26 protein-coding genes and 3 pseudogenes are annotated in these 25,093 nt (G+C 64.2%); 19 read left to right on the top strand and 10 right to left on the bottom strand.

The window, feature by feature from the left end; all coding sequences use genetic code 11:
• Window positions 1-18: 18 nt before the first annotated feature.
• From H7A19_08695 to H7A19_08685, 3 genes are all read left to right on the top strand, one after another.
• Window positions 19-2,064 (top strand): SEL1-like repeat protein, encoded by a 2,046-nt coding sequence (locus tag H7A19_08695; GenBank protein MCP5474904.1) that lies wholly within the window; start codon window positions 19-21, stop codon window positions 2,062-2,064.
• A 94-nt stretch (window positions 2,065-2,158) separates the two neighbouring features.
• A complete protein-coding gene (locus H7A19_08690) occupies window positions 2,159-2,707 on the top strand; it encodes a DUF1249 domain-containing protein (GenBank protein ID MCP5474903.1) in 549 nt (182 codons plus the stop codon).
• Window positions 2,708-2,853: 146 nt separating this feature from the next.
• A complete protein-coding gene (locus H7A19_08685; GenBank protein ID MCP5474902.1) occupies window positions 2,854-3,579 on the top strand; it encodes a CsgG/HfaB family protein in 726 nt (241 codons plus the stop codon).
• A gap of 81 nt (window positions 3,580-3,660) precedes the next feature.
• Here the strand turns inward: H7A19_08685 and H7A19_08680 are convergent, their stop codons facing one another.
• The 6 genes and pseudogenes from H7A19_08680 to H7A19_08655 all read right to left on the bottom strand — a co-directional run bounded on the left by H7A19_08680 (window position 3,661) and on the right by H7A19_08655 (window position 11,067).
• The gene (locus H7A19_08680) at window positions 3,661-5,994 is read right to left on the bottom strand and encodes a heavy metal translocating P-type ATPase (GenBank protein ID MCP5474901.1); all 2,334 of its coding nucleotides are present in this window, start codon (window positions 5,992-5,994) and stop codon (window positions 3,661-3,663) included.
• Window positions 5,991-6,386, bottom strand: a complete 396-nt coding sequence (locus tag H7A19_08675) for a heavy metal-responsive transcriptional regulator (GenBank protein MCP5474900.1) — start codon at window positions 6,384-6,386, stop codon at window positions 5,991-5,993. Before H7A19_08675 ends, H7A19_08680 begins: the two co-directional genes overlap by 4 nt.
• A gap of 1,832 nt (window positions 6,387-8,218) precedes the next feature.
• Window positions 8,219-8,971: pseudogene (locus H7A19_08670) on the bottom strand (pseudouridine synthase).
• Window positions 8,968-9,612, bottom strand: a complete 645-nt coding sequence (gene scpB / locus H7A19_08665) for an SMC-Scp complex subunit ScpB (GenBank protein ID MCP5474899.1) — start codon at window positions 9,610-9,612, stop codon at window positions 8,968-8,970. The pseudogene H7A19_08670 and the gene scpB overlap by 4 nt, the downstream one beginning before the upstream one ends.
• Window position 9,613: 1 nt before the next feature.
• On the bottom strand, window positions 9,614-10,453 hold the full coding sequence (locus H7A19_08660; protein ID MCP5474898.1) for a segregation/condensation protein A: 840 nt from the start codon (window positions 10,451-10,453) through the stop codon (window positions 9,614-9,616).
• On the bottom strand, window positions 10,450-11,067 hold the full coding sequence (locus tag H7A19_08655) for a threonylcarbamoyl-AMP synthase (protein ID MCP5474897.1): 618 nt from the start codon (window positions 11,065-11,067) through the stop codon (window positions 10,450-10,452). Before H7A19_08655 ends, H7A19_08660 begins: the two co-directional genes overlap by 4 nt.
• Before the next feature lie 256 nt (window positions 11,068-11,323).
• Here H7A19_08655 and H7A19_08650 point away from each other — a divergent pair, with 256 nt between their 5' ends.
• The 3 genes from H7A19_08650 (at window position 11,324) to H7A19_08640 (ending at window position 13,154) form a co-directional block, all read left to right on the top strand.
• Entirely contained in the window at window positions 11,324-11,596 is a 273-nt protein-coding gene (locus tag H7A19_08650) for a BolA family transcriptional regulator (protein MCP5474896.1), read from the top strand.
• Window positions 11,593-12,396: a peptidyl-prolyl cis-trans isomerase gene (locus H7A19_08645; protein ID MCP5474895.1), complete on the top strand. Its 804-nt coding sequence runs from the start codon at window positions 11,593-11,595 to the stop codon at window positions 12,394-12,396. Before H7A19_08650 ends, H7A19_08645 begins: the two co-directional genes overlap by 4 nt.
• Before the next feature lie 272 nt (window positions 12,397-12,668).
• The gene (locus tag H7A19_08640) at window positions 12,669-13,154 is read left to right on the top strand and encodes a methyltransferase domain-containing protein (protein ID MCP5474894.1); all 486 of its coding nucleotides are present in this window, start codon (window positions 12,669-12,671) and stop codon (window positions 13,152-13,154) included.
• Between the two features lie 66 nt (window positions 13,155-13,220).
• Here H7A19_08640 and H7A19_08635 read toward each other — a convergent pair whose 3' ends face one another.
• From H7A19_08635 to H7A19_08625, 3 genes are read right to left on the bottom strand one after another with little or no spacing between them, the layout of a single operon-like run.
• Window positions 13,221-13,652, bottom strand: a complete 432-nt coding sequence (locus tag H7A19_08635; GenBank protein ID MCP5474893.1) for a PhnD/SsuA/transferrin family substrate-binding protein — start codon at window positions 13,650-13,652, stop codon at window positions 13,221-13,223.
• Window positions 13,634-14,053 (bottom strand): PhnD/SsuA/transferrin family substrate-binding protein, encoded by a 420-nt coding sequence (locus H7A19_08630; protein MCP5474892.1) that lies wholly within the window; start codon window positions 14,051-14,053, stop codon window positions 13,634-13,636. The genes H7A19_08635 and H7A19_08630 overlap by 19 nt, the downstream gene beginning before the upstream one ends.
• A 53-nt stretch (window positions 14,054-14,106) precedes the next feature.
• The gene (locus H7A19_08625; GenBank protein ID MCP5474891.1) at window positions 14,107-15,000 is read right to left on the bottom strand and encodes a hypothetical protein; all 894 of its coding nucleotides are present in this window, start codon (window positions 14,998-15,000) and stop codon (window positions 14,107-14,109) included.
• 11 nt (window positions 15,001-15,011) lie between these two features.
• Between H7A19_08625 and H7A19_08620 the strand changes: the two genes are divergently transcribed.
• From H7A19_08620 to H7A19_08575, 10 genes and pseudogenes are all read left to right on the top strand, one after another.
• Complete coding sequence (locus tag H7A19_08620; protein MCP5474890.1) at window positions 15,012-15,194, top strand: DUF1674 domain-containing protein; 183 nt, start codon at window positions 15,012-15,014, stop codon at window positions 15,192-15,194.
• A gap of 99 nt (window positions 15,195-15,293) precedes the next feature.
• A complete protein-coding gene (gene sdhC, locus H7A19_08615; protein ID MCP5474889.1) occupies window positions 15,294-15,674 on the top strand; it encodes a succinate dehydrogenase, cytochrome b556 subunit in 381 nt (126 codons plus the stop codon).
• A 13-nt stretch (window positions 15,675-15,687) separates the two neighbouring features.
• Window positions 15,688-16,083 carry a succinate dehydrogenase, hydrophobic membrane anchor protein gene (sdhD, locus tag H7A19_08610; protein ID MCP5474888.1) on the top strand — a complete coding sequence of 132 codons (396 nt, stop codon included), beginning with the start codon at window positions 15,688-15,690 and terminating at the stop codon, window positions 16,081-16,083.
• A complete protein-coding gene (locus tag H7A19_08605) occupies window positions 16,080-17,867 on the top strand; it encodes a succinate dehydrogenase flavoprotein subunit (protein ID MCP5474887.1) in 1,788 nt (595 codons plus the stop codon). Before sdhD ends, H7A19_08605 begins: the two co-directional genes overlap by 4 nt.
• Before the next feature lie 124 nt (window positions 17,868-17,991).
• The gene (locus H7A19_08600) at window positions 17,992-18,780 is read left to right on the top strand and encodes a succinate dehydrogenase iron-sulfur subunit (protein ID MCP5474886.1); all 789 of its coding nucleotides are present in this window, start codon (window positions 17,992-17,994) and stop codon (window positions 18,778-18,780) included.
• A 79-nt stretch (window positions 18,781-18,859) separates the two neighbouring features.
• The gene (locus tag H7A19_08595; GenBank protein MCP5474885.1) at window positions 18,860-19,123 is read left to right on the top strand and encodes a succinate dehydrogenase assembly factor 2; all 264 of its coding nucleotides are present in this window, start codon (window positions 18,860-18,862) and stop codon (window positions 19,121-19,123) included.
• A complete protein-coding gene (locus H7A19_08590; protein MCP5474884.1) occupies window positions 19,089-19,610 on the top strand; it encodes a hypothetical protein in 522 nt (173 codons plus the stop codon). Before H7A19_08595 ends, H7A19_08590 begins: the two co-directional genes overlap by 35 nt.
• Window positions 19,611-19,612: 2 nt before the next feature.
• Window positions 19,613-20,856, top strand: a pseudogene (locus H7A19_08585) (lipoprotein-releasing ABC transporter permease subunit).
• The gene (gene lolD, locus H7A19_08580) at window positions 20,849-21,535 is read left to right on the top strand and encodes a lipoprotein-releasing ABC transporter ATP-binding protein LolD (GenBank protein MCP5474883.1); all 687 of its coding nucleotides are present in this window, start codon (window positions 20,849-20,851) and stop codon (window positions 21,533-21,535) included. The pseudogene H7A19_08585 and the gene lolD overlap by 8 nt, the downstream one beginning before the upstream one ends.
• A 117-nt stretch (window positions 21,536-21,652) precedes the next feature.
• Window positions 21,653-22,063: pseudogene (locus H7A19_08575) on the top strand (DUF4131 domain-containing protein).
• Window positions 22,064-22,084: 21 nt separating this feature from the next.
• Here H7A19_08575 and H7A19_08570 read toward each other — a convergent pair.
• Window positions 22,085-22,222 (bottom strand): hypothetical protein, encoded by a 138-nt coding sequence (locus tag H7A19_08570; GenBank protein MCP5474882.1) that lies wholly within the window; start codon window positions 22,220-22,222, stop codon window positions 22,085-22,087.
• A gap of 355 nt (window positions 22,223-22,577) precedes the next feature.
• On the opposite strand from H7A19_08570, the gene H7A19_08565 reads away from it, so the two are divergent.
• From H7A19_08565 to H7A19_08555, 3 genes are read left to right on the top strand one after another with little or no spacing between them, the layout of a single operon-like run.
• Window positions 22,578-23,900: a DNA internalization-related competence protein ComEC/Rec2 gene (locus H7A19_08565; protein ID MCP5474881.1), complete on the top strand. Its 1,323-nt coding sequence runs from the start codon at window positions 22,578-22,580 to the stop codon at window positions 23,898-23,900.
• A gap of 35 nt (window positions 23,901-23,935) precedes the next feature.
• Window positions 23,936-24,616, top strand: a complete 681-nt coding sequence (locus H7A19_08560; GenBank protein ID MCP5474880.1) for a MotA/TolQ/ExbB proton channel family protein — start codon at window positions 23,936-23,938, stop codon at window positions 24,614-24,616.
• Window positions 24,613-25,035 (top strand): biopolymer transporter ExbD, encoded by a 423-nt coding sequence (locus H7A19_08555; GenBank protein MCP5474879.1) that lies wholly within the window; start codon window positions 24,613-24,615, stop codon window positions 25,033-25,035. Before H7A19_08560 ends, H7A19_08555 begins: the two co-directional genes overlap by 4 nt.
• The last annotated feature ends 58 nt before the right edge of the window (window positions 25,036-25,093 follow it).

The following is a 25,093-nucleotide window of genomic DNA, read 5'->3' as shown; positions in this document are numbered from 1 at the left end:
CAGAGGAGGATCTATACCATGCCGAAACAAGACACAATCACGAAGCCGGGAGTCGCTGCCGCCAAGCCGGCGCTGCCGGGCACGAGCACAAGCGGGCGACTCGCCCTGATTCTGGGCAGTGCGCTGGTGATCGGCCTGCTGGGCAGTGCCAGCGTGCTGGCCAAGAAGACCGAAGTTCCCAAGGGCGGTGTCAACGTCGAGGATCTGTACATCGTCGACTGTCTGTTGCCGGGGCAAGTACGCCAACTGGGTGGCAACTTCACCTATCTGTCGGCCAGGCGCCCAATCCGCACCACGGCCAAGGATTGCGCCATCCGTGGCGGCGAATACGTGGCTTACGATCGAGCGAACTACGCCACCGCGCTCAAGGTCTGGCTGCCCGCCGCCAAGCAGGGTGATGTGGAAGCCATGAACTATCTGGGCGAGATTTACGAGAAAGGCCTGGGTGTCACCCCTGACTACGCCACTGCCGTCGAGTGGTACCGGCAAGCGGCCGAGAAAGGCAGTTCCTCGGCCATGATCAATCTGGGCAGCCTGTATGAGGCTGGCAAGGGCGTGCCCCAGGATCTGACGATGGCGATGAACTGGTACCGCAAGGCCTCCGGTCTCAGCAGCGGCAACCTGGAGCTGGTCACCGAAGAAGAGAATGCCCGCAGGCGCGCCGCGGCTGAAGAAACCGAGCAACTGCGTGGCGAAGTCAGCCGCCTGCGTGCGCAGCTGGAACAGACCCGCGCCGATCTCGGTCAGCTCGAAACGGAACTGGGTCAGTCGCGCAATCAGCTGAGTTCAGCCAAGGCGGAGCTGGCCGCGGCGAGCGCCGATCGTGCCCGTGCCCAGCGCGCCAGTCAGCGCATTGCCGAGCTGGAACAGCAGATTGCGGCTCAGGAGCAGGCAGTCGCGTCATCGCATGCCGAGGCCGACAAGCTCTATACCGCGCTGGGTGTTGATCCCAATCTGCGTGGCCCGGCACCCGAGGGCACATCACCGAAGATCCAGGTGATTGCGCCCAAGCTGGTCGCTACCCGCAGTGGCGTGCTGGCCGCGCCTTTGCTGGCGGCGGTGCCCACCTACCAGGTGGTTGGCAGGGTCTATCCGGCCAGCAGCCTGAAGGCGCTCAAAGTCAATGATCGCGATTACCGCGACAAGGTTGACTCCGATGGCCTGTTCCAGATCGACCTTGACCTGGTGGCCGGCGACACGCCCGTGGAGATCCAGGCAATCACAAATGACGGCTTGAGCGCAGTCGAGAGCTTTCTCATCACCCGTGATCGCGGCGGCGCGGCCGCAGCCAAGCGTGTGACCAGCAAGTTGTTCCAGCGGCGCATGCGTCAGGATCTCGGCACCTTCCATGCGCTGGTGATCGGCAACGACGCCTATAGTTCTTTCCCGGCCCTGTCGACGGCCGTTGCCGATGCCGATGCCATCGCCGAGCAACTGCAATCTCATTACGGTTTCAAGGTCACCAAGCTGACCAATGTCGGGCGTCAGGTGATCATCACCAAGCTCGCCGAAATGACCATGGGGATGAAAAAGAATGACAACCTTCTGATCTACTACGCCGGCCATGGCCAGATCGACGACAAGGGCAATGGCTACTGGATACCGGTGGACGGTCGCACCGACGATCCGGCCACCTGGATCGGCAATGACCAGATCAATGATTATCTGGGGGCCTCTGAGGCCAAGCACGTCATGGTGGTTGCCGATTCCTGCTATTCCGGCACCATGTCCGGTAATGCGATCCGACCGATCCCGCTGGACGCCAAGGAAGAGGATCTGCTGTTCATCTCCCGGGTAAAGGCACGAACGGTCATTACCTCGGGCGGGCTGCAGCCGGTGCTGGATGACGACGGTAGCGGGCACTCGGTGTTTGCCACGGCTTTCCTGACTGCCCTGAAACAGGCCGATGGACTCAACGAGGGCTATCGCCTATACGAGGAGGTCTCGGAACTGGTTGGTCAGCGCTCCGCTGTCGCCCGGCTGCCGCAGCGCCCTCAGTACTCGGCGTTGCGGCACGCCGGTCACGAAGGCAGTGAGTTCTTCTTCCTGCCTCGCGACGCCTGAGGCGGCGCAGGCGGCGGGTGCTGATCACCAAGGCACCCGCCGCAGCTCTGCTGCTGGCGGCCCACAGCGACACAGGCACCGCCAGACGATGACCATGACCAAAGCTCTACCCAACGCCTTCGAATGGCTGCTTGGCCTCTACAGCGACAACTTCGAACGCTTGCGCAAGCTGGTGGACAGCCGCCGACTGTTGCCGGGCCGTTATCTGAATCAGCCCGATGGCAGGCCGGCCCTGGTGCTCGACATTCTCGAGCAGCAGCCCTACACGACGCTGTTGCGGTTGAGCCTGCGCTTTGAGCAATCGACGCCCGCCGAAGACCCGGAATCCTATTGGCGGGTCTATCACGATGCGCTGCAGGCCGAAGTCACTCACTGTCGATTTGACGCCCATCGGGTCCGCCTGTTTGCGCCGGATACCCCTGCGCGGCTGATCGCACAGTACCGCAGGCGCATGAACAGTTTCGCCAACAAGTGGCTGGAACATCTGCTGGAGCTGGATTACGCCGCCCAATCCTGGCGCGAAGCCGGTCCGGTACCCGAATGGGACCGGGCGCTGATGATGGCGCCCGGGGAGGTCGAGGATCTGGACCGAGCCGGGGCGAAGCGTCGCGGTGATGGGCGGCGGACGGCTCGAATGGCCTGATGTCCCTGATTCTGGCTTTCTTGCGTTTACACTAGGGAATCTGTGTACACATCGTCGCGCCGAGCTGGACTTGTGCCAGCATTGCGCGCGGTATTCACAATCTGACGTCTACGCCGGTACGGCGGTACAGCCCTGAGGACATGTCGATGCGAGCAATCTGGTGGTGTGGTCTGGCAATGGCGGGCGCTTTCGCCCTGGCACCCAATCTGGCTGCGGCCCGAGGCGACAAGCCGGTGGTTGCCGTGACGGAATTCGAGAATCAATCCGGCGCCGGTTGGTGGCGCGGAGGCGTGGGCTGGGAACTGGCCGGCATGCTCAGCAATGAACTCAGTGCCAGCGGCGCCTTCAAGGTGCTGGAGCGGGCACAGATTCAGTCGGTGTTGGAAGAGCAGAATCTGGCCGCTTCCGGTCGGGTCAAGGCCGGCACCGGCGCCCAGATCGGTCAGTTGACCGGCGCCCAGTACCTGATCACGGGCACGGTGACGGCCTACGAAGAAGAGACTGCCAGCACCGGTGGCGGTATCAGCTTCGGCGGCGTATCGCTGGGCGGCAAGAGCGAGAAAGCCTATCTGGCCGTGGATCTGCGGGTCATCAATGCGGAAACCGGCGAGATCGATTTTGCCCGCACCATCGAGGGCACCAGCAAGGGCGGCGGCATGAGCATCGGTCTGTACCGCGGCGGCTTTGGCGGCAATCTCGCCAGCGAGAACAAGACCCCTGCCGGCAAGGCCATTCGCGCCGCGCTGGTCGAGATCACTGACTACCTGGAATGCGTGATGGTCAAGCAGACCAGTCGCTGCATGTCCGAGTATGACGCCAAGGAAAGCCGCCGTCGCGACAAGACCCGCGGCGCGCTGGATCTGGACGACTGATCTTCGTCTGCGCCCGAGCGAGGCTGAAGAGCGCACAAGCCGGTCGGCTCTCCGACCGGCTTGTTGCGTTCTGAGGGTCCTTCATCGCCGGATTCTCAAGGCGTTGCTTACAACTGAAACCGAGGAAAGGCTCATCGCCAGGGCTGCAACCATCGGACTCAGCAACCAGCCGAATACCGGGTAGAGCACGCCGGCGGCCAGGGGCACGCCCAATGCGTTGTAGGCAAAGGCGAAGGCGAGATTCTGTTTCATGTTGGCGACGGTCGCTTCGGAGATCTCGCGCGCCCGCAGAATGCCACTCAGATCGCCCTTGACCAGGGTCACCTGAGCGCTGGACATGGCCACATCGGTGCCCGAGCCCATGGCAATACCCACATCCGCCGCGGCCAGCGCGGGGGCATCGTTGATGCCGTCGCCGGCCATGGCCACGCGTCGACCCTGGGCTTTCAGTGTCGCCACCAGGTCGGATTTGTCCCCAGGCCGAAGCTCGCCATGAACCTCGTCCATGTCGAGTTGTCGGCCCACTGTCGCGGCCGTGGTCTTGCTGTCGCCGGTGGCCATGACCATGCGCAGTCCGGCGGCCTTGAGTGCCTTGATGGCAGCGGGTGTGCTTTCCTTGATCGGGTCGGCGACCGCCAGCAGTCCCGCGGCTCGGCCGTCGATCGCCAGAAACATCACGCTGGCACCTTCCCTGCGCAGGCGTTCTGAATCCTGGCCGAGACTGCTGATATCGGCGCCGATATCGGCCATCAGCGCATCATTGCCCAGCGCCAGTTCCCGATCGTCCACCGCGCCGCGCACACCAAAGCCAGACACAGACTGGAATTCCGTCGCTTCGGTCAACACCAGGCCGCGGCGTCTTGCCTCGGCGACAACGGCATCCGCCAGAGGGTGTTCGCTGCCCTGATCCAGACTGGCAGCCAGGCGCAGCACTTCGTCGGCACCCATGCCGTCGACAACCAGCACCTCTTTGAACGCCGGTTTGCCTACTGTCAGAGTGCCAGTCTTGTCCACGATCAGGGTGTCGATGCTGCGCATGTGCTCGATGGCTTCGGCGTCACGAAACAACACACCCACCTGTGCGGCACGGCCGGTGGCGACCATGATCGACATGGGTGTCGCCAGTCCCAGCGCACAGGGACAGGCGATGATCAGCACGGAAACCGCGTTGACCACGGCATAGGTCCAGGACGGTTCCGGACCTATGAGGCCCCAGACCAGGAAGGTCGCGAAGGCTATGGCCAGCACCACCAGCACAAACCAGAAACTCACCTTGTCGGCCATGCGCTGCATCGGCGCGCGCGAACGCTGGGCTTGCGCCACCAGCTGAACGATCTGCGCCAGAACCGTGTTGGAACCAATCTTTTCGGCGCTGATCACCAGCGCGCCATTGCCATTGATCGTGGCCCCGATCACCTTGGCACCTTCAGTCTTTTCGACCGGCATCGGCTCGCCGGTGAGCATCGATTCATCGACGCTGGAACGGCCCTCGAGCACGCTGCCGTCGACCGGGACCTTCTCGCCCGGGCGCACCCGCAAGCGGTCGCCCACTCGCACCTGGTCCAGTTCGACGTCTTCCTCGCGGCCATCATCGCGCAGCCGCCGCGCGGTCCTGGGGGCCAGTCCCAGCAAGTTCCTGAGGGCGGCCGAGGTGCTGGATCGTGCCTTCAGCTCCAGCAGCTGGCCCAGCAGGGTCAGCGAGACAATGACCGCCGCCGCCTCGAAGTAGACACCGACCCGTCCATGTTCATGCAGGGATTCGGGGAACAGTCCGGGTGCCAGCGTGGCCACCACGCTGTATCCGAAGGCTGCGCCGACGCCGGTGCCGATCAGCGTCCACATGTTCGGATTGCGATTGCGCAGCGACTGCAGCCAGCGCTGAAAGAAGGGCAGGCCGGCCCACAGCACCACCGGCGCCGACAGCGCGAATTCCAGCCAGGTGCGGGTATTCGCCGAGAGCCCATCGAACTGGTGGCCGAACATTGCCAGCATCAGCACGGTCGCGGACAGCGGCAGGGTCCACCAGAAGCGCCGTCGGAAGTCGGTCAGCTCCGGGTTCTCGGCCTCGTCCACTCCAGGCATCGTCGGTTCCAGGGCCATGCCGCAGATCGGGCATTCACCCGGTTCATCGCGGACGATTTCCGGGTGCATGGGGCAGGTGTACTGTGCCCCGGCCACAGCGGTTTCAGGCGTTGGCGTATTGCCAGCGGCCTTGAGATATCGCGCCGGCTCGGCAAGGAACTTGTTGCGGCAACCGGCACAGCAGAAGCGGTAGTCCTGACCGTCGTGCATGGCCTGATGGGGCGCGTCGGCAGCGACCGACATGCCGCAGACCGGATCAACCTTGGCGCGCCCGGCGCCATGGCTGCAGCAGGAAGCGCTGCCAGAATGCGGCTGTGTGTGCCCGGCGTTCATGTCGGGGCCTCGTCGTTGAGGGCGTTGAGTATCGGGCAGGCCTCGGCCTGGCCGTGTCCGGGGCAGGCCGTCACGAGCCGGCTCAGTCCCGCCCGAATTCGCTGCAGTTCAGCAAGACGCTCATCGACATCGGCGATCTTGGCGACGGCAACTCGCCTGACCTCAGCCACGTCCGGATCTGTGCTCAGGGCCAGCAGGCCGCGGATCTCGTCGAGCGAGAATCCCAGTGCCTTGGCGCGCCGGATGAAGCGCATGCGCTTGAGCTCGGTGTCGCCATAGACGCGATAGCCCGAGGCCTGGCGCCCTGCCGGGGTCAACAGACCGTCACGCTCGTAATAGCGCACGGTGTCGACGGAGACGTCTGCTCGCCGGGCGAGTTCTCCGATCTTCATGATGAGGCCCGTGATTGATGTGGCCCCTAGTGTGAACCCTGGACCATGGTCCAGAGTCAAGGTCGGCGTGATTTACGGGGCAGGGGGCGGGATAGTCAAAGACCAAAGGCGAAAGGGAAAAGGAAGGAGTTTCGCTGGATGTTCACGCGGAGGCGCGGAGAGCGCGGAGGTGTAATCGCCATCGAGCGCCCTGGCCTTTTGCGGCCTCTGCGCCTGCGAATAAGCGGTGCTGACGTAGCGCGCGAGCAACCTGACCTAGCAACAGCAACAACAACTTGCGATATGGGTTATGGAGGCTACCTGCGTCCGGGATACCGAGCACGCGACCATGAACTCATTCTTGCGTGTAGCCTGCGGTGCGCAGCGTCAGCGGGGCTGCCTCGCCGGCCCCATCCAGCAGCGATCCCACAGTTTCCGCTGATGTCTGCCGGAGGCGCGGAGAATGCGTGACGCTAACAGCGCCTTGAAGTCTTTCCGCCTCGGCGTGGAACCAGCGTTGTCACGCGCGCTGCGCCAGCAACCTGACCCGCTGAAAATCAACGACTTGCGACAAGGCCGGCGGAGGCTACCGGCGTCCCGCCGACACCGAGCACGCCATGAACTCAGCGGTAGCCTGCCAGCGCGTCTCAGCGGGGCTTTCTGCCTAGCGATCCACAGGTTTCACGGATGCTCACGCGAGGCGCGGCGAACCGGAGATGCAATCGCCATTGAGCGCCCTGGCCTTCCGCGCCTCCGCGCAACGCCGGTTTTGTTCACTGGCAGCGCCCTTGCGGCGCGACCGCGCGGGACGTGGTTTGCCGGTCGCGACGCGAGGCCGCTCCTACAGACAACTGGTGGTCATGGCCCGTGGTGGCAGTGTCGGGCCGATACACGTGGCTCGCAATGGCAGGCACCCTGTGGGTCCAGACTTCGTTCACGCCCTGGCGTCGTCTCGAAAAGCGTCCAGACAAGTCTGACCCAACAGCGCCGAGGGACGAAGCCTGGTGCCCTGTGCCCTGCGCCCGTGCCCTGTGCCCTGTGGCCTGTGCCCCGTGCCCTGTGCCCCGTGTGCCCTGTGCCCCTCTGCGCCCGCACGAAGCCAGCTCGCCGCGCCGCGTGCCCGGTTTGCGGGTCCGGTGCGCGGCGTTGTGCTGGCTCCCCGGCCTGCATGGCGCCGCCGGTTTACGGCGGGCACCGCCCTCGCGGGCATAGGTCGCGCTCGCCGGCGCTGCGTGCGCTCGGGGCTTTTCCGTCCGCTGTTTGCCACCGCTGCCGGCGGTCCATCGCTCGCCGCGTGTGCCAGCCGACAGGCGCTCGCGTACGCGTAGCGTTGCCGGCGCTGGTTTCGCTGAGCCGCGTCCGGGTCCGCTGCAACGGCGTTCTCGCAGGCTCGCCAGCTCCGCAGCAGCGCTGCTACGGGGCCCACGGGGGCCAGCGCTGCGTTCGTCGCGGCGCTGGCCGCGGCCCTCTTCAGCGCTGCGCCACGGTCGTTGTCCGGCATTGTCGGCTTCGGCGGCGCGGGCCTCGGCCGCAGGACTCGGTTTTGGATGGGCCGGACGCGGGCCGGTGCCGGCACGATCGCGGGGGCGTTGGCTGGCCGGACGTCGTCCCGGCTGAGTGCCGCGGGCCCGGAACTGCTCGCCGTCGCGCGCAGCGCCGGCGGCACGTGGCGGGCGCGCCTGTGAGCCTCGTTCGGCCACGGTTTCATCCGCTTCACGCTTCCAGCGCGGTCGCTCTTCGGGGCGCTTGTCGCCGCGCAATCCGCGCTCGAACTTGCGGGCAACCTCCACCGGCATGACCCGCAGTTCGTTGCGCGTGGTCATCGGCATCTCCACCGATTCCAGCAACTGCGCGATCTCCTCGGCTTCAAGTTCGCGATACCAGCCGCGCTTGAGATCCTTGCCCAGTTCAATGACGCCGTAGCGCACCCGCTTCAGGCGGCTGACCTCGGCACCGACCGCATCCCACAGGCGTCGCACTTCGCGCTGGCGGCCTTCGCGCATCACCACCTTGAACCACTTGTTGCTGCCTTCGCCGCCCATGGCCTCGATCTCGTCGAAGTGGCCGGGGCCGTCTTCGAGCTGCACGCCGGCCTTGAGCTGCTTCAGGGCGGCGTCTTCGACATCGCCGTGCACCCGGCACAGGTACTCGCGATCAACTTCGCGAGAAGGATGCATCAATCGATTGGCGAGTTCGCCGTCGGTGGTAAACAGCAACAAGCCGGCCGTGTTCAGATCCAGGCGACCGACAGCGATCCAGCGCAGGCCCTTGAGGCGCGGCAGGCGATCGAAGACCGTCGGCCTGCCCTCCGGATCGATCACGGTTGTGACTTCGCCCTCGGGCTTGTTGTAGGCGAGTACGCGCGGACCCTCGTGGGTCACGGCCCGGACCACGAATTCGCGACCATCGAGCTTGATGTGCTGTCCGTCTCCCAGCGAATCGCCGATCGACGCTGGTCGACCGTCGACCTCGATTTCCCCGCGGAGGATGCGCTCTTCGATCATCCGGCGGGATCCGAGTCCGGCCTTGGACAGCAGCTTCTGCAGACGCTCGGGACCCGCCAGATCGGCGCCGCGCTTGAGTGAAAGGGTATTGCGGCGTTTCATTGACGCGTCTCCGTGGACGGAACTTCAACAGGGGCAAGCGGAACCGGCGGCATCTCGACTTCCGTCGCGGTGGAGGCTTCGCGCTCGGGAAAGGACAATTCGGGTTCCATCGAATCCAGATCGCGGATTTCTGCCAGTGTCGGCAGCTGATCCAGACTCTTCAGGCCGAAATAGTCGAGAAAAGCTCGGGTAGTGCCGTAGAGGGCAGGGCGGCCGGGGACATCGCGATGGCCGATGACGCGGATCCACTCGCGTTCTTCCAGCGTCTTGATGATGTTGGTGCTGACCGCCACGCCGCGTACCGCTTCGATTTCGCCTCGGGTGATTGGCTGTCGGTAGGCAATCAGAGAGAGCGTCTCCAGCAGAGCGCGGGAATACTTGCTCTGACGCTCGGTCCAAAGCCTGGCGACATGGGCGTGGACCTGGGTCTTCACCTGATAGCGAAAGCCACTGGCGACCTCGACCAGTTCCACCCCGCGTTCGGCGCAGTCAGCGGCAAGCGACTCCAGCGCCTGGGCCACCTCGGTATGGCTGGGGCGCTCCGACTCGTCGAAGAGTTCGCTGATCTGGGCAATGGTCAGCGGCTGACCGGCAGCCAGAATGGCCGCTTCGATGATCGGCTTGAGAGGGGCAATGGGCATGTCAGTCAGCGTCTCGCGCGGCCAATGATTTGAGGTAGATGGGTGCCAGCGGTCGGTCTTGCACGATTTCCAGCAGTCCGGCCTTGCCCAGCTCCAGCATTGCCAGAAAGCAGACCACCACGCCCAGCCGACCTTCGGCGGGCGTGAAGACGGTGGTGAACTCGATGAACTCGCCGCTGTTCAGCGCATCCAGCAATTCGGTCATCTTGGCCCGCACCGACAGGGGTTCGCGGCGGATCTGATGACTGACGAAGAGGTCGGCCCGGTTGAGCACGTCGCGGAATGCCAGCAGCAGTTCGCGCAGTTCGACCTCGGGCGGTACCACGCTGATCTTGCGTTCCGGCACGTGCACGGTGACCGCGCAGGTATCGCGTTCCATGCGCGGCAGCGCATCGAGATCTTCGGCAGCCTTCTTGAAACGCTCGTACTCCTGCAGCCGACGTACCAGTTCTGCGCGCGGATCCTCTTCCTCCTCGCCAGTAGCCGGGGGCCTGGGCAGCAGGAGTCTGGACTTGATCTCGGCCAGGATGGCGGCCATCACCAGATACTCGGCCGCGAGCTCGAAGCGCAGCTCCTGCATCATGTCGATGTAGCCGACGTACTGGCGCGTGATCGCGGCGATCGGAATGTCGAGGATGTCGAGATTCTGGCGCCGGATCAGGTACAGCAGCAGATCCAGCGGGCCCTCGAAGGCTTCCAGGATGACTTCCAGCGCGTCCGGCGGGATGTACAGGTCCTTGGGCAGCTCGTAGAAGGGTTCGCCGCGCACCAGCGCGAAGGGGATTTCTCCCTGCCTGGCGCTACCGCCTTCGCCGCTGGGGATGACCGGATGCTCGCTCATTCCCAATCCACCGGGCCGCTGCCGTAGCGCAGGACCGTGTACGGTTGATCGATCAGTGAGACCACCGTGGTTGGATCAAAACCGCAGGGGCCACCGTCTATGAACAGGTCCACATGGGCATCCAACGCATCGAAAAGCTCGTCGACTTCCATGCCGTGCAGCTCCCGGTCCGGCAGCAGCAGGCTGGAACTGAGGATGGGCTCTCCCAGCCCTTCGATCAGGGCCTGAGCGACCCGGTTGTCGGGCACCCGCACACCGATGGAGCGGCGTTTCTCGGTGGCGACCCGCTTGGGTACCAGAGAACTGGCCGGAAGGATGAAAGTGTAGGCGCCAGGCACGTGTGAACGGATCATGCGAAAGGCGGCGTCGTCCAGGCGGGCGTACTGGCCCACATGCTTGAGATCGCGGCAGGCCAGGGTGAAGTTGTGCCGCGGCTTGAGCTGACGCAGCTTGGCGACCCGCTCCAGCGCGTTGCGGGAATCCAGTGCAAAGCCGAAGGCGTAGCCCGAATCGGTCGGATAGACCAGCAGTTGGCCCGCCTTCAGACCCTCCACGGCCTGATCGATCAGACGTTTCTGGGGCGATTGTGGATGGATGGCGATGCGGCGCGACATGAAATTCCAGACTGATCGGGGCTGCGGAATGCGCATTCACGGGCTGAGCGCCGGGCAAACTGCAAACTCTTAGCCGCGGGAGTGTACCGGACGAGGCCGATTCCGTACCATGCGCCACCGCGAATTGGCAGGTCCCGCGGTTCATCTTGGCGCCCCAAGCCCGCATGTTGCCAAGGCACCGACACCAGGGCCCGGGCATCATCCGCGCTGCGCGGGGAACTTCTTGCCCTCATCCGAGTCCACAGCCGGGGAATTCATGTCTGATCGCATGCAACGACTGCGCACCTGCCTCGAAGGCGCCCTGGCGCCAGAATCGCTGGATCTGGTCGATGACAGTCACAAACACGTGGGACACGCCGGGGCGCGTGACGGTCGCGGTCATTTCAGCGTGCGCATCGTCGCCTCCTGCTTCAAGGGGAAGGCGCCGCTGGCGCGGCACCGGATGGTCTATGCGGCCCTGGGTTCCCTGATGGATACCGATATTCACGCCTTGTCGATTCAGGCGCTCACACCTGAGGAAATTGGATGAACGTTCGAAATGTGCTTCTTGGGCTGATGCTGGCCCTGTCCTTGTTTGCCTGTGGTCAACCGCAGCAGCCGGAAGGTCTGGTGCAGCTCAAGGGCGCCAGCAGCGACCTCAAGGTCAACGGCGAGGCCGTGCCGCAAGCTCTGGTGGAGGCCTATGCGCGCAAGCGCGGTTGGGAGGTTCGCGATCCGGGTCAGCTGGAACAGGTCTATGAACAGTTGGGCGAGTTGCTGGCCGTGGCCATGGCGGCCCGAAAGCAGGGCTTGCTGGACGACGCCCAGGTGCAGGCCGATCTGGAACTGGAGCGTCTCAACCGCCTGAGCGGACTGATGATCGAACGCGGCGCTGCGCCGGTGACCGAACAGGATCTGCGTGCGGCCTATGACCAGGAACTGGCGACCACCGGCAACGAGGAGTACCAGGTCGCGCATGTGCTGGTCGACAATGCCGAGCGCGCCGAGCAGGTCCTGGCGTCGCTCAACGCCGGAACCAGTTTCGATCAGGTCATGGCGGCCGAAGTAGGTCAATCCGGGGTGCGCGATTCCAAGGAGCTTGGCTGGGTGCGTCGAAACCAGTTGCCGGAAGCCCTGGCCACGGCGCTGTCGGCATTGACGCCGGGTCAGTGGACGCCGCAGGCGGTACAGACCGAGTTCGGATTTCACGTGGCTCTGCTGCGGGCAAAGCGACCTTTCGCAGCGCCGCCCTTCGAGCAGGTACACGAAGCCATCCGTGCCTCCCTGGAACGCAAGCGGGCGCTGGACGTCGCCAAGGCGATCAAGGCTGAGGCCAAGATCGAGCACTAGGCAGGTGTGAGCCGACGCCTGTTGTCCAACGAGCCATCGACCCGCAGTTCGGCGGGCATGGCCTGCGACACATTGGCAGTAGCCTGTGGACCTTGCTAGGCTCCGTCCAAACCACAACGCGGCGCGCCATGCACTCGTCCCTGGAATCGTCTTTCAATCGATGGCGTAGCGGCGCGTCCCGGAACTGGGTTTTCTTTCGGCAATGGCTGCGCGCACCGCTGACGACCGCTTCGGTGGTGCCGAGCAGCCCACGACTGGGCCGGGCGATGGCCATGGCTCTGCCTTCCGATGTCGCTCGCGTGGTGGAACTCGGCGCCGGCACCGGCGCCATCACGCGTGAGCTACTGCGTTACCGGGTGCGGCCTGAGCAGCTGTTCGTGCTGGAACTGAATGAGGAATTGCACGACGATCTGACCCAGGCCTTTCCGCTGTCGACCGTCGTATGCGGCGATGCCCGGCAACTGCCACAACTACTGGGTGCACACACCGGGTTTCGGGACGGCAAGGTCGACGCCGTGGTCAGTTCGCTGGGCTTCCTGTCGATGCCACCGTCGCTGGTCGAGGAAATTCTCGCGGCATCCTTTGCCTGCCTGCCCGATGATGGGGTACTGATCCAGTTTACCTACGGGCCGAAGTGCCCGGTTCGTGCCGCGATCCTGCGGCGTCTCGGGCTGGTGGCGCGGCGCGTGGATTTCACATGGATGAATCTGCCGCCCGCATCCGTCTACGAGTTGCGACGAAATCCGGGCGGCAATTGAGCGAGTGCGATGGTGAGTGGGGAAGAAGCGCTGCGGATGCCGGGGCATCCGTCAGGCGATCGCCATTCAGCGTTGCTTGTAGCCGTAGAAGTTCTTCAGCATCTGCTCGGAACCCTTGTACTCCTCCTTGCTCGCTTCCACGAACTGCTGCATGCCGATTTCGCTAAGCACCTCGTAAAGCGCAGCATCCTCATGCAGCACCAGCAGGGCTTCCTTCACCTTGGCCTTGAGGTCGTCGGGCACGTCCGCTGACGCCGACACCGCAGGTCCCGGGAATTCGCGGGTGGTCACGATGGGAATCAGGTTCGGATACAGATCGCGCAGCCAGCTGGGCACCAGCGCGGCGTCGGCCTCGCCGGCGAACACGATTTCCACCGTGTCGCGCCAGGAGGTGGCCAGTGAGCGCAGGTCGGGCTGCTGCATGGGGTTGGGGAAATACTCCAGCATCAGTGCAAAGCCCAGATTCGGTGCCGGCATGGTCACCAGACGGCGGGCCACGAAGGCCTGGACATTGCCCTCTCCGACGTCATCCTGCGAGAGCAGCGAGTAGCTGGTGGGATGGATGATTTTGCCAGGGGCTCGTAGCCGAAGCGCTGGATCCGAAAATCAGTGAAATGCGCCTCGTCGAAGACAAAGTGCAGATCCTTGCGGTTGCGCATGTCGTTCCAGTAGAAGGCGTAGTTGCGCGCCACCACCAGCTTGAATTGCTCGCCGGTCGCCTTGCTCAGATAGTCCACCAGAGGCTCGTAGACTTCCCGGGCTCGCTCCGGCGTGTAGGTGGGTTCCACCGCAAAATTGTATTCCGCTGCGGAGAGTGCATCGACGGCAGTCAAACCCATCAACGTCAATCCGAGTGCGATCGCGTGGACCGGGCCCTTGCCTTGATTTTTGATCATCATGCATCCCCCCCCTGGAAGACGATAAGTTCATACCATTTTCGTGGCCGAAAACGCTATGTCTGCAAAGGCAGCAAACAGCGGCCGTTCAGTAGCTTGTCGCGCTTTGTTTCAGTTGATTCACGGTTAATGACGAAGGTTGCGCGCGAGTCCTGTGAAGCAACTCCCGAACACAGCGTTTCAGAGGCGGAATCAGTCACGACGGCCAGCGCCAGCGGCAATTCGGGATGTCCGTCAGCGATGATCCAGCCCGCTGTCACTGAGGTATTGATCGTGCTCAACAACTCGCAGCCCGGGGCCAGTGGGTCGGACCCGGCGGTTCGTGTCAGAGTGGCGAGATGACGCTTGCTGCGTCCAAGAAAATGGGTGCGGGCCACGATTTCCTGTCCCGGAAAACAGCCCTTGCGTAGCGAAAACGCGCCCAATTGCTCCAGTGAGAGCATTTGTGGAAGAAATTTCTCGCTGGTGGCAGAGACGATCCAGGGAATGCCGAGAGCCACCTGATCTGACCAGATCGATGCATCCAGCGGGGTCGATTCGGCGTTGCACAGCTGCCATTGGAAGGCGTCGCTCTGGTAGACGCAATGATTGTCAGCCAGCGCGCCTGGGCCCGTCGGGCCGCAGCGGGCAATCTGTACCGATCTCCCCGCGATCTCACATCGAGCCCGCAGCCGGTAGCGGCGCAGCCGGTCCTGCACGGTGCCCGCCAGTTCTTCCGGCAGCAGCAGGCGCAAGCGGGTCGCAGCGTTGACGGCGACCATCATCAAGGCCTGTACCCTGCCGTCGGGCACGCAGTAAGCTGCAAAGCGCCAGTGTCCGTGCGCGATGGCCTTGATGTCGCCGGCCAGCTGTCCGTGGACAAAGCTGAGCGCGTCTGGTCCGTCGACGAGAATTTCGGCAAAACTTGGCGGCATCATCATCCGGCGTGGGCTAGCGTTGAGCCCGTTCAAGGAGCATACAAATGTCTGACAGCAGTACTCCATTGGCATCACGTGAAGATTCGTTGGGAAAGGCCGTCTCGCCGGAGGCGAAGGCAGTGCCTGCGGTGGCTGTGCCGACGCCGGCCGAGATTGGTGGACGCAAGGGCCCGGACCCAACGCGCTATGGCGATTGGGAGAAGAACGGACGGTGCATTGACTTTTGACAGATTGACGCTGGACCTTCGGGGCTCAGCTGCTATTGTTCAGCAGCACTTGGCGTCTGCAACAGACGCCCCTACATGACCGAATCGGGAGTTTTCGAGATGGCAACGCGAGCACGGCCGCTATCGCCGCATCTGCAGATCTACCGACCCCAACTCACTTCCTTGCTGTCCATCACCCATCGTGCAACCGGCGTGGCGCTGTCGGCCGGAAGTCTGTTGCTGGTCTGGGGACTGGTGGCGCTGGCGGCGGGGCCGGAGGCGTGGCATGAGTTCGCGCAGCTGATGTCGACCGTTGTTGGCCGGCTGGTGGTGGCCGCCTTCGTGTTTTCCCTGGTGTATCACTGGCTGAATGGACTGCGCCATCTGGCGTGGGACACCGGCTGGGGTCTGGATCTGAAACGCGCCTACGCGACAGGCTGGTCCCTGGTGGTGCTTGCCCCGTTGCTGACCGCACTGATCCTGTGGCGCCTGTGGATCTGAGGAGTTGATGTCCATGACCGCTTTTCGCACCCCGTTGAAAAACGTACGCGGCCTCGGTTCTGCCCGCGAGGGCACGGGTCATTGGTGGGGGCAACGCGTCACCGCCATTGCTCTGGCGCCGCTGAGTCTGTGGTTTGTCTGGTTTGCCGTGGCTCACAGCGGCGCTGACTACAGCAGCCTCAGCACGGCTGTGGGGCAGCCGATCAATGCCGTGCTGCTGCTGGCTTTCGTCAGCTCGATGTTCTACCACGCCTACCTGGGTCTGCAGGTCGTCATCGAGGACTACGTGCACCCGCGTGCCCTCGAAATCACGCTGATGGTGTTGATCCGGTTTGGCGCCGTGCTGGCCGTTCTGGCCGCCGCGATTGCCATTCTGCGTCTCGTCTTTCTTGCGGTTGAGCGCTCATGACCGATTCCTACAAGCTGATTCATCACAAGTACGACGTGGTTGTCGTCGGTGCCGGTGGCGCCGGATTGCGGGCGACCATGGGCATGGCCGCCAAGGGCCTGTCCACCGCCTGCATCACCAAGGTCTTTCCCACCCGCAGCCACACCGTGGCGGCGCAGGGCGGCATCAGTGCTGCGTTGGGCAACATGGGCGAGGACGACTGGCGCTTCCATTTCTACGACACCATCAAGGGTTCGGATTGGTTGGGTGATCAGGACGCCATCGAGTACATGTGCAAGGAAGCGATTCCGGCCATCATCGAACTCGAACACTACGGCGTTCCCTTCTCGCGCACCGAGGACGGCAAGATCTATCAGCGGCCCTTCGGCGGCATGACCACGAACTATGGCAAGGGCACGGCGCAGCGCACTTGCGCGGCGGCCGACCGCACCGGTCACGCCATGTTGCACACGCTTTACCAGCAGTCGCTGCGCTTTGACGCGCGCTTCTACATCGAATATTTCGCCATCGATCTGATCATGGACAACGGCGAATGTCGTGGCGTCATCGCCTGGGATCTGTCGGATGGCAGCATGCACGTCTTCCACGCCCACGCCGTGGTGCTGGCCACTGGTGGCTATGGACGCTCCTATTTTTCCTGCACCTCGGCGCACACCTGCACTGGTGACGGCAACGGCATGGTCCTGCGTGCAGGCCTGCCGCTGCAGGACATGGAATTCACCCAGTTCCACCCGACCGGCATCTACGGTGCCGGCTGCCTGATCACCGAAGGCGTGCGTGGTGAGGGTGGACAGCTCAAGAACTCCAAGGGCGAGCGCTTCATGGAGCGCTATGCGCCCAACGCCAAGGATCTGGCCTCGCGTGACGTGGTCAGTCGCGCCATGACCATCGAGATCCGCGAGGGACGCGGTGTGGGTCCGGACAAGGACCACATCTACCTGTATCTGGATCATCTGGGGCCGGAAGTGATTCACGAGCGCCTGCCTGGCATCGCCGAGACGGCCAAGATCTTTGCCGGCGTCGATGTGGCCAAGGAGCCCATTCCCGTGCTGCCGACCGTGCACTACAACATGGGCGGCGTGCAGACCAACGTCCATGGCGAGGTGGTCACCATCAAGGACGGCGATCCGAACAGTGTGGTACCGGGGCTGTTTGCCATCGGCGAGGCCGCCTGTGTCTCCGTGCACGGCGCCAACCGCCTGGGCTCGAACTCGCTGCTGGATCTGGTGGTGTTCGGTCGAGCGGCGGCCAATCGCGCGGCCGAGGTGGTCAAGGCCGGCGCCACCCACAAGACGCTGCCGAACTCGGCTTACGACAAGGCGCTGTCCAATCTGGACAAGCTGCGCCACGCCAAGGGCAGCACGCCGACGGCCGACATCCGACTGTCGATGCAGAAAGCGATGCAGGCGCATGCGGCCGTGTTCCGCACCGGCGAATCGCTGCAGGAAGGTTGCCAGAAGGTCAGCGAGATCTACCGCAGCTTCGACGACGTGCGCGTGGCCGATCGCTCGATGATCTGGAACTCCGATCTGGTGGAGACCCTGGAGTTGCAGAATCTGCTCGGGTGCGCCGTGGCTTCGATCTATTCGGCGGAGAACCGCAAGGAGAGCCGAGGCGCCCACGCCCGCGAGGACTATCCGGATCGCGATGACACCGAGTGGCTGAAGCACACGCTGTCCTATGTCGATGAGTCCGGCAAGGTCAGCTTCGACTACCGGCCGGTGCACTTGTACACGCTCACCGACGAGGTCGAGATGGTTCCGCCCAAGGCTCGTGTCTATTGAGGTTACGCGTTTCGGGTGGTGGCCCCTGGGCCACGCCTGACGCAGGATTCAGGGGACCGCCGGGCGTGCTGGACCTGGCCCCAGTCGCGGTTGACCAGATTAACGCTGCACCGAGGCAATCATCATGGCCCAATTCACGCTACCGAAGAATTCCAAGATCAAGGTCGGCAAGACTTTCGCTGCCAAGGGCGGCGCAGGACAGTCGATCCGTCGCTTCAAGATCTATCGCTATGACCCGGATGGCACCGAGAACCCGAGTACCGACACCTACGAGGTCGACCTCGCCAGCTGTGGTCCGATGGTTCTGGACGCGCTGATCAAGATCAAGAACGAGATCGACCCGACCCTGACCTTCCGCCGTTCCTGCCGCGAAGGTATCTGCGGCTCCTGTGCGATGAACATCGACGGCACGAATACCCTGGCCTGCACCAAGGCCATCAGCGAGGTGTCGGGCGAGGTCAAGATCTATCCGCTGCCGCACATGCCGGTGGTCAAGGATCTGGTGCCCGATCTGACCCAGTTCTATGCCCAGTACGCCTCGATCAAGCCCTGGATTCGCACCCAGAGCTCGCCGCCGCCGGATGTGGAGCGTCGCCAGTCGCCGGAAGATCGTGCCCGGCTCGACGGTCTGTACGAATGCATCCTCTGCGCCTGCTGCAGCACCTCCTGCCCCAGCTACTGGTGGAACGGCGACCGCTATCTGGGTCCGGCCATCCTGCTGCAGGCTTATCGCTGGATTGCCGACAGTCGCGATGAAGATACCGGCGCCCGCCTGGACGATCTGGAGGATCCCTTCAGGCTGTACCGCTGTCATACCATCATGAACTGCACCAAGACCTGCCCGAAGGGCTTGAACCCGGCCAAGGCCATTGCCGAGATCAAGAAGGCGATGATTGCGCGGCGTTCTGTTTGAGCAGGGCACAGGCGTCAAGTCGGCGTGGGTTGCGGCCCATGGATCAGGATTGGAAGTTGCCTGCGCACCGGTGCCGATCATGAATACGGAATCTGAAGAATCGGTGCTGGCGCTGCAACGCCAGCTTCGCTGGCAGTGCAGACGCGGCATGAAGGAGCTGGATTTCCTGCTGGTGCGCTATCTTGATGCGCACTTCTGCAGCGCTTCGGCCATAGAGCGAGAGAACTTCCTGCGCTTGCTGAAGGTCGAAGATGATCTGCTCTGGGCCTGGTTCCTCGGGCGCAGCCACCCTGAAGATTCGGAACTCGATGCCCTCGTCCAGCGCATACGCGGCACCTCTTGAACTCGATCTGACCCCCGGACGCTGGGAGCGCCTTGCCCTGGGGGTGGCGGTTCTGGTGGCTGCATGCGGCATCTGGCTGAGCGCGCTGTCCGGCACGCAGATGGCGGGATTGCTGTTGCTCGCCATGGTCTGGGCCGTGCATGGCTGGCGGCAGGCCGCAGCGCGGCCGACGCGACTGCTGCTGTACGCAGATGGCCAGGTCGAGGCGAATGTCGGCGGTGATCTGCGTGCCGCCGAGTTGCTGCAGGCCTGCAGCTATCTGGGCTTGCCGCAGCTGGAACTGCGCGATGCCGATGGTCGTCGCCACAGTGGTCTGCTGTTCCCGGATCGGTTGGATCCCGGCGGTCGGCATCGATTGCGGGTCTGGCTGGCCACGCACCGGCCCGAAGACTCGGCGGCTGCTCCTGGCTTGCGCCGCGACCATGCCGCTGCGGCGGCAGCAGCCGTCGCGGCACAAGGTCGCTCCTACGGCAGGACTGGCCTATGAAGTTGTTTCATCCGCTGTCGACCGCCATCGGCCTGCGCTATACCGGCGCCAAGCGTCGCAATCACTTCATCTCCTTCATTTCGCTGGTGTCGATGCTGGGCATTGCGCTCGGCGTCAGCGCGCTGATCGTGGTCATTTCGGTCATGAACGGCTTCGAGCAGGAACTGCGCGCGCGGATTCTGGGCATGGTGTCGCACGCGACCATCACCGCCTATGGCGACAACGTCAGCGACTGGCCACAGGTGGTCGCAGAGGCGCGCAAGCAGCCGCATGTGATCGGCGCTGCGCCCTATATCGAACGCGAGGGCATGCTGCAGGGCAAGCGTATCAGCGGGGCGATGATCCGTGGTGTCGAACCAGAGCTTGAGGCCGGCGTCTCGGAGGTGGTCAAGGACACCCGTGAGGGCTCGTTTTCCGAGCTGCAACCGGGCAGTTACAACATCGTGCTCGGCGCCGAGCTGGCCCATACGCTGGGGGTGACGCTGGGCGATCACGTCACCCTGATGGCTCCGCAGATGCGGGCGACGCCGGTCGGCGTGATTCCACAGATGCGCCGATTCACGGTAACGGGCATCTTCGAGGTCGGCATGTACGAGTACGATCGCGGCTACGCCTTCGTCCATCTGAACGATGCCGCCAAGCTGTTTCGCGAGGGCGACGGCGTGACCGGGGTGCGCCTGAAGCTGACGACATGTTCCTGGCCTGGCGCGTGGCTCAGGATCTGACCAACCGGCTCGACGGCCTCTACAGCGTGCGCGACTGGACCCAGCAGCACAGCAATTTCTTCCGGGCCGTGAAAACCGAGAAGCTGGTGATGTTCATCATCCTCTCGCTGATCGTGGCCGTGGCTGCCTTCAATCTGGTGTCCACCCTGGTCATGGTGGTGACCGACAAGCAGGCCGACATCGCCATTCTGCGCACGCTGGGGGCGAGTCCGCGGCTGATCATGAATGTGTTCATGGTGCAGGGTCTGGCGGTGGGCATCATCGGCACCCTGCTGGGCCTGATCCTGGGCGTCACGGTGGCCAGCAACATCGATGTCATCGTGCCCTTCATCGAGCGCACCTTCGGCTTCCAGGCCATGCCCAGCGACATCTATTACATCTCCAGCGTGCCTTCAGAACTGCGTATGGGTGACGTGGCCCGGATCGGCCTGCTGTCGGTGCTGTTCTCGGTAGTGGCCACGCTGTATCCGGCCTGGCGCGCCGCGCGCACCCAACCCGCCCAGGCGCTGCGCTATGAGTGAGACCGTGATCGAAGCCAGTGGCATTGCCCGGGTCTATGCCGAGGGCGATTTGCGCGTGGAGGTGCTCAGCGATGCCTCGCTGGCGGTGGCCAAGGGTGAGAGCGTGGCCATCATCGGCACTTCGGGTGCGGGCAAGAGCACCTTGCTGCATATCCTCGGCGGGCTGGATTTGCCCTCCCGTGGCGAGGTCATGGTGCAGGGCCAGCGCATGTCCAGGTTGTCGGATCGGGAGCGGGGCCGGTTGCGCAATCAGGCTCTGGGATTTGTCTATCAATTCCACCACCTGCTGCCCGAATTCAGCGCGCTGGAGAATGTCGCCATGCCGCTGCTGATCGGCGGCATGCCGGTGGCGCAGGCCAGCGAGCGGGCTGCTGCGCTGCTCGGAAGGGTAGGGCTGGGCGAGCGCCTGCGGCACAAGCCGGGGGAATTGTCGGGCGGCGAGCGTCAGCGTGCCGCGGTCGCGCGTGCGCTGGTGACTCGACCGGCCTGTGTGCTCGGTGACGAGCCCACCGGCAATCTCGACGAGCGCACCGCCGGACAGGTCTACGAGCTGATGCTGGAGCTGAACCGCGAAATCGGCACCAGTCTGGTGATCGTCACCCATGACCGCCGCCTCGCGGCGCGCATGGACCGGGTGCTGGAGCTGCGCGGCGGTCGTCTGGCGCCGGCTGAGCTCTGAGCCGCAGGCTTGCGCCTCGGACTGCATCCGCTGCACGGCCTGGCCTTTGCACTGGGTGCCAGCGCGGTGCTGGCCTTTCCGGAATTGCCCGATCCACTCTGGATAGCCGGCCTGCTGATGCTGAGCCTGCTGCTGGCATGGCGATATCGCCCACGCCGGGTGGCGAGCGCGATTCCGGCAGTGCTCATCGGACTATTGCTGGCAACGGTCACGGCCCAGCAGCGTCTGGCCGAGCGCCTGCCGGCGTCACTGCAGGGACAGGATCTGGCCGTGAGTGGCACCGTGATCGGCTTGCCAGAGCAGAGCGGTCGCGCACTGCGATTTGATCTGCGCACTGAGCCCGATGGGCGCGGCCTGCCGAGCCATCTGCGGCTGTCGTGGTACGAACAGGCACCCCAGCTTGGCCCTGGCGACTGCCTGTCGCTGATGGTCCGCCTAAAGCGCCCGCGCGGGCTCAGCAATCCGGCCGGTTTCGACTTCGAACGCTACGCCCTGGCGGCCAATATCGGCGCGACCGCTTATGTGGTGAGCGAAGTACGGCCCGCTGCCTCATGCGCGGGCGGTGGGCGCGTGGATGCGCTGCGCTCGTCGATCGCCAAGGGCATCGACCAGACACTGACGGCCGGGCGCATCCGCGCCACGATCAAGGCCCTGGCCATTGGCGATACCCGCGAGCTGGACGAGCATGACTGGGATCTGTTCCGTGCCACCGGGACCAGCCATCTGATCGCCATTTCCGGTCTGCACGTGGGTCTGGCGGCGGCCATCGGCGCCGGCGCGATCTGGCTGCTGTACGGGCTGTGGCCGGCGCTGGGGCTGCGTCTGCCGCGCCCGCAGGCCATGGCGCTGGGGGCGCTGCTCAGTGCCAGTGCCTATGCCGCGCTGGCTGGCTTCAGTCTGCCGACCCAGCGCACCCTGATCACCATGCTGGCCTTGCTGGCCGGTGTGCTGACCCGACGGGAACTCGGTTGGTGGACGCGTTATGCCCTGGCGCTGGCTGGCGTATTGCTGATCGATCCGCTGGCGCCGCTGAGCGCCGGATTTGCTGTCCTTCGGCGCCGTCGCCTGGTTGATCCTGGCGTTCAGCGGGCGCTGGCGGGCGCAATCGCGCTGGCGTCTGTGGCTGCTGCCGCAACTCGGTTTGTCGCTTGCGCTTTTGCCACTGGGGCTGGCCTTTTTCCAGCAGGCCAGTCTGGCCGCGCCGCTGGTCAATCTGATTGCGGTGCCCTTCGTTACCCTGGTGGTCATACCGGTGCTGCTGGCAGCGCTGGTGTTCTGGCCCTGGGCCTGGCTGAGCCATGGATTGCTGCATCTGGCGGCTTGGCTGCTCGGTGGCTTCGATGCACTGTTGGTCACGGCCGCGCAATGGCCGGCGGCGCGCTGGGCTTTGCCGGCCCCGGATCTGCTGGCCTGGACGCTGGCGCTGCTGGGTACGCTGTGGCTGTTGGCGCCGCGCGGCTGGCCGGCTCGCGCCTTGGGCGTATTTGGCCTTCTGCCTCTGCTGTTGCCGGTCAGTACAGGTCCAGAACAAGGGGCCTACATGCTGACGGTGCTGGATGTGGGGCAGGGACAGTCGGTGTTGATCCGGACCGCCGAACATGCGCTGCTGATCGATACCGGCCCTGGATTCCCCGAGGGCGGCGATCTCGGCGACCGGGTGCTGGTGCCGAGTCTGGTACAACAGGGGGTGGGGCGGCTGGATCGGCTGATCATCAGTCACAACGATCTGGATCACAGTGGCGGAACTGCCAGCTTGCGGCGGCGGGTGCCAGTGGACGCGGTGGCTGCCTCATTGCCCGAGAAGATTCCGGATGCCGAGCTCTGCCGCGCCGGTGAGCACTGGCAGTGGGATGGCGTCGAATTCGCGATCATGCACCCACCCAGCACCTTGCCTTACCTGGGCAACGAGAGTTCCTGCGTGGTCAGGGTAGCGGGTGCCGGCGGCAGCGCGCTGATTCCCGGTGACATCGGCGAGGTCATCGAGGCCAGACTGGTGCGCGAGCAGGCCGATCTGCTCGATGTCGACCTCTTGATTGCCGGCCATCATGGCAGCGCAGGCTCATCGAGCGCCGAGTTCCTGTCTGCCGTGTCGCCGGTCTGGGTGGTGTATTCGGCCGGCAGTCGCAATCGCTTCGGTTTCCCGCGCCCGGAAGTGGTCGAACGGGTGGCCGCGGCGGGCGCCATGCAGTGGAACACGGCCGATTTCGGTGCCATCGGCTTCGACTTCAAGCCGGGCAGGGCGCCGGTGGCGCTGGGTCAGCGGATGGCGGTCCGACGCTGGTGGCAGGAGCCGCTGGCACCCGCTTTGCCCGAAAAATCGCTCAATCCCGCTGCTGCGCCCATGCTCCGGTCGTCGGCCGATTAGGCCGCCGGTCACGGCATTGCCGGTGGAGGCCTTGTATGATCGCCGGCTTTGGAGTCTTTGCTGATGCGAGGTCAAGCGTGTTTGAAATCCTGAAGTCTGGCGGCTGGGTCATGTTCCCGCTGGTGGCGACATCCATCGCCATGCTTGGCATCGTGCTTGAGCGCTTCTGGACGCTGCGTCGCAGCGCGGTGATTCCGTCCAAGCTCGGTGCCGAGGTACGAGCCTGGGCGCGATCACCGAAGATCGAGCGCGATCATCTGGAAAAGCTGCGCAACAACTCGCCACTAGGGCTGGTGCTGGCGGCCATTGTCGGCAATCGCCAACGTTCGCGTGAGTTGATCCGCGAAAAGGCCGAGGATGCGGGTCGCCTGGCCATTCATCGTCTCAGCCGCTATCTGAATGCGCTCGGCACCATCGCCATCATTTCGCCGCTGATGGGCCTGCTCGGCACGGTTTCCGGTCTGATCCGCATGTTCCTCGTAATCACCACCGCCGGCATCGGTGATGCCAATGCGCTGGCGGGCGGCATCGGCGAGGCTCTGGTCGCCACCGCAGTCGGTTTGTGCATCGCCATTGTCGCCTATCTGTTTCATCGCTATTTCCGCGGCAAGCTCAGTGATCTTGCGGTGGAGCTGGAACAGGAAGCCACCTTGCTGATCGACAGCCTGGAGCATGTGCCGGAAAGCAGTGCGACCCCGGTGAGGGCGGTGCGATGAAGTTCACGGCACCGGAGAGTGACGACCTTGAAATTACGGTCATTCCGCTCATCGACGTGATTCTGGTGCTGCTGATCTTCTTCATGGCGACGGCCACCTTTGACCAGAACTCGCGCATCAAGGTGCAGTTGCCCGAGGCCAGCAGCGAAGCGACCCCGGCGGCCGATCAACCCCTGATCGTGCAGATCGACGCCGAAGGGCGTTATTTCGTCAACAACAGCGAAGTCATCAATTCCCGTATCGAGACGTTGAAGTCGGCGCTGCAGCAGCAGGGCGGTGACCCGGCCAAGCAGTCGGTGGTGCTGCGTGCCGATGCCCGCACCCAGCATCAGGCAGTGGTGACGGCCATGGATGCGCTGGCACAGACCGGCTATCGCAATCTGTCGATCGCGACGGTGCGCGCCAGCGAGTCGCCGTGACCGAAGATCCGGGCAACCCGCGCCTGTATCGGCGCCTGCTGCCCTATGCGCGTCCGCA

It is taken from the genome of Rhodanobacteraceae bacterium (assembly GCA_024234055.1).
Lineage (GTDB): Bacteria > Pseudomonadota > Gammaproteobacteria > Xanthomonadales > SZUA-5 > JADKFD01.
Note: the sequence above shows the minus strand (reverse complement) of the source record. Positions and strands in the feature narration are given on the sequence as shown.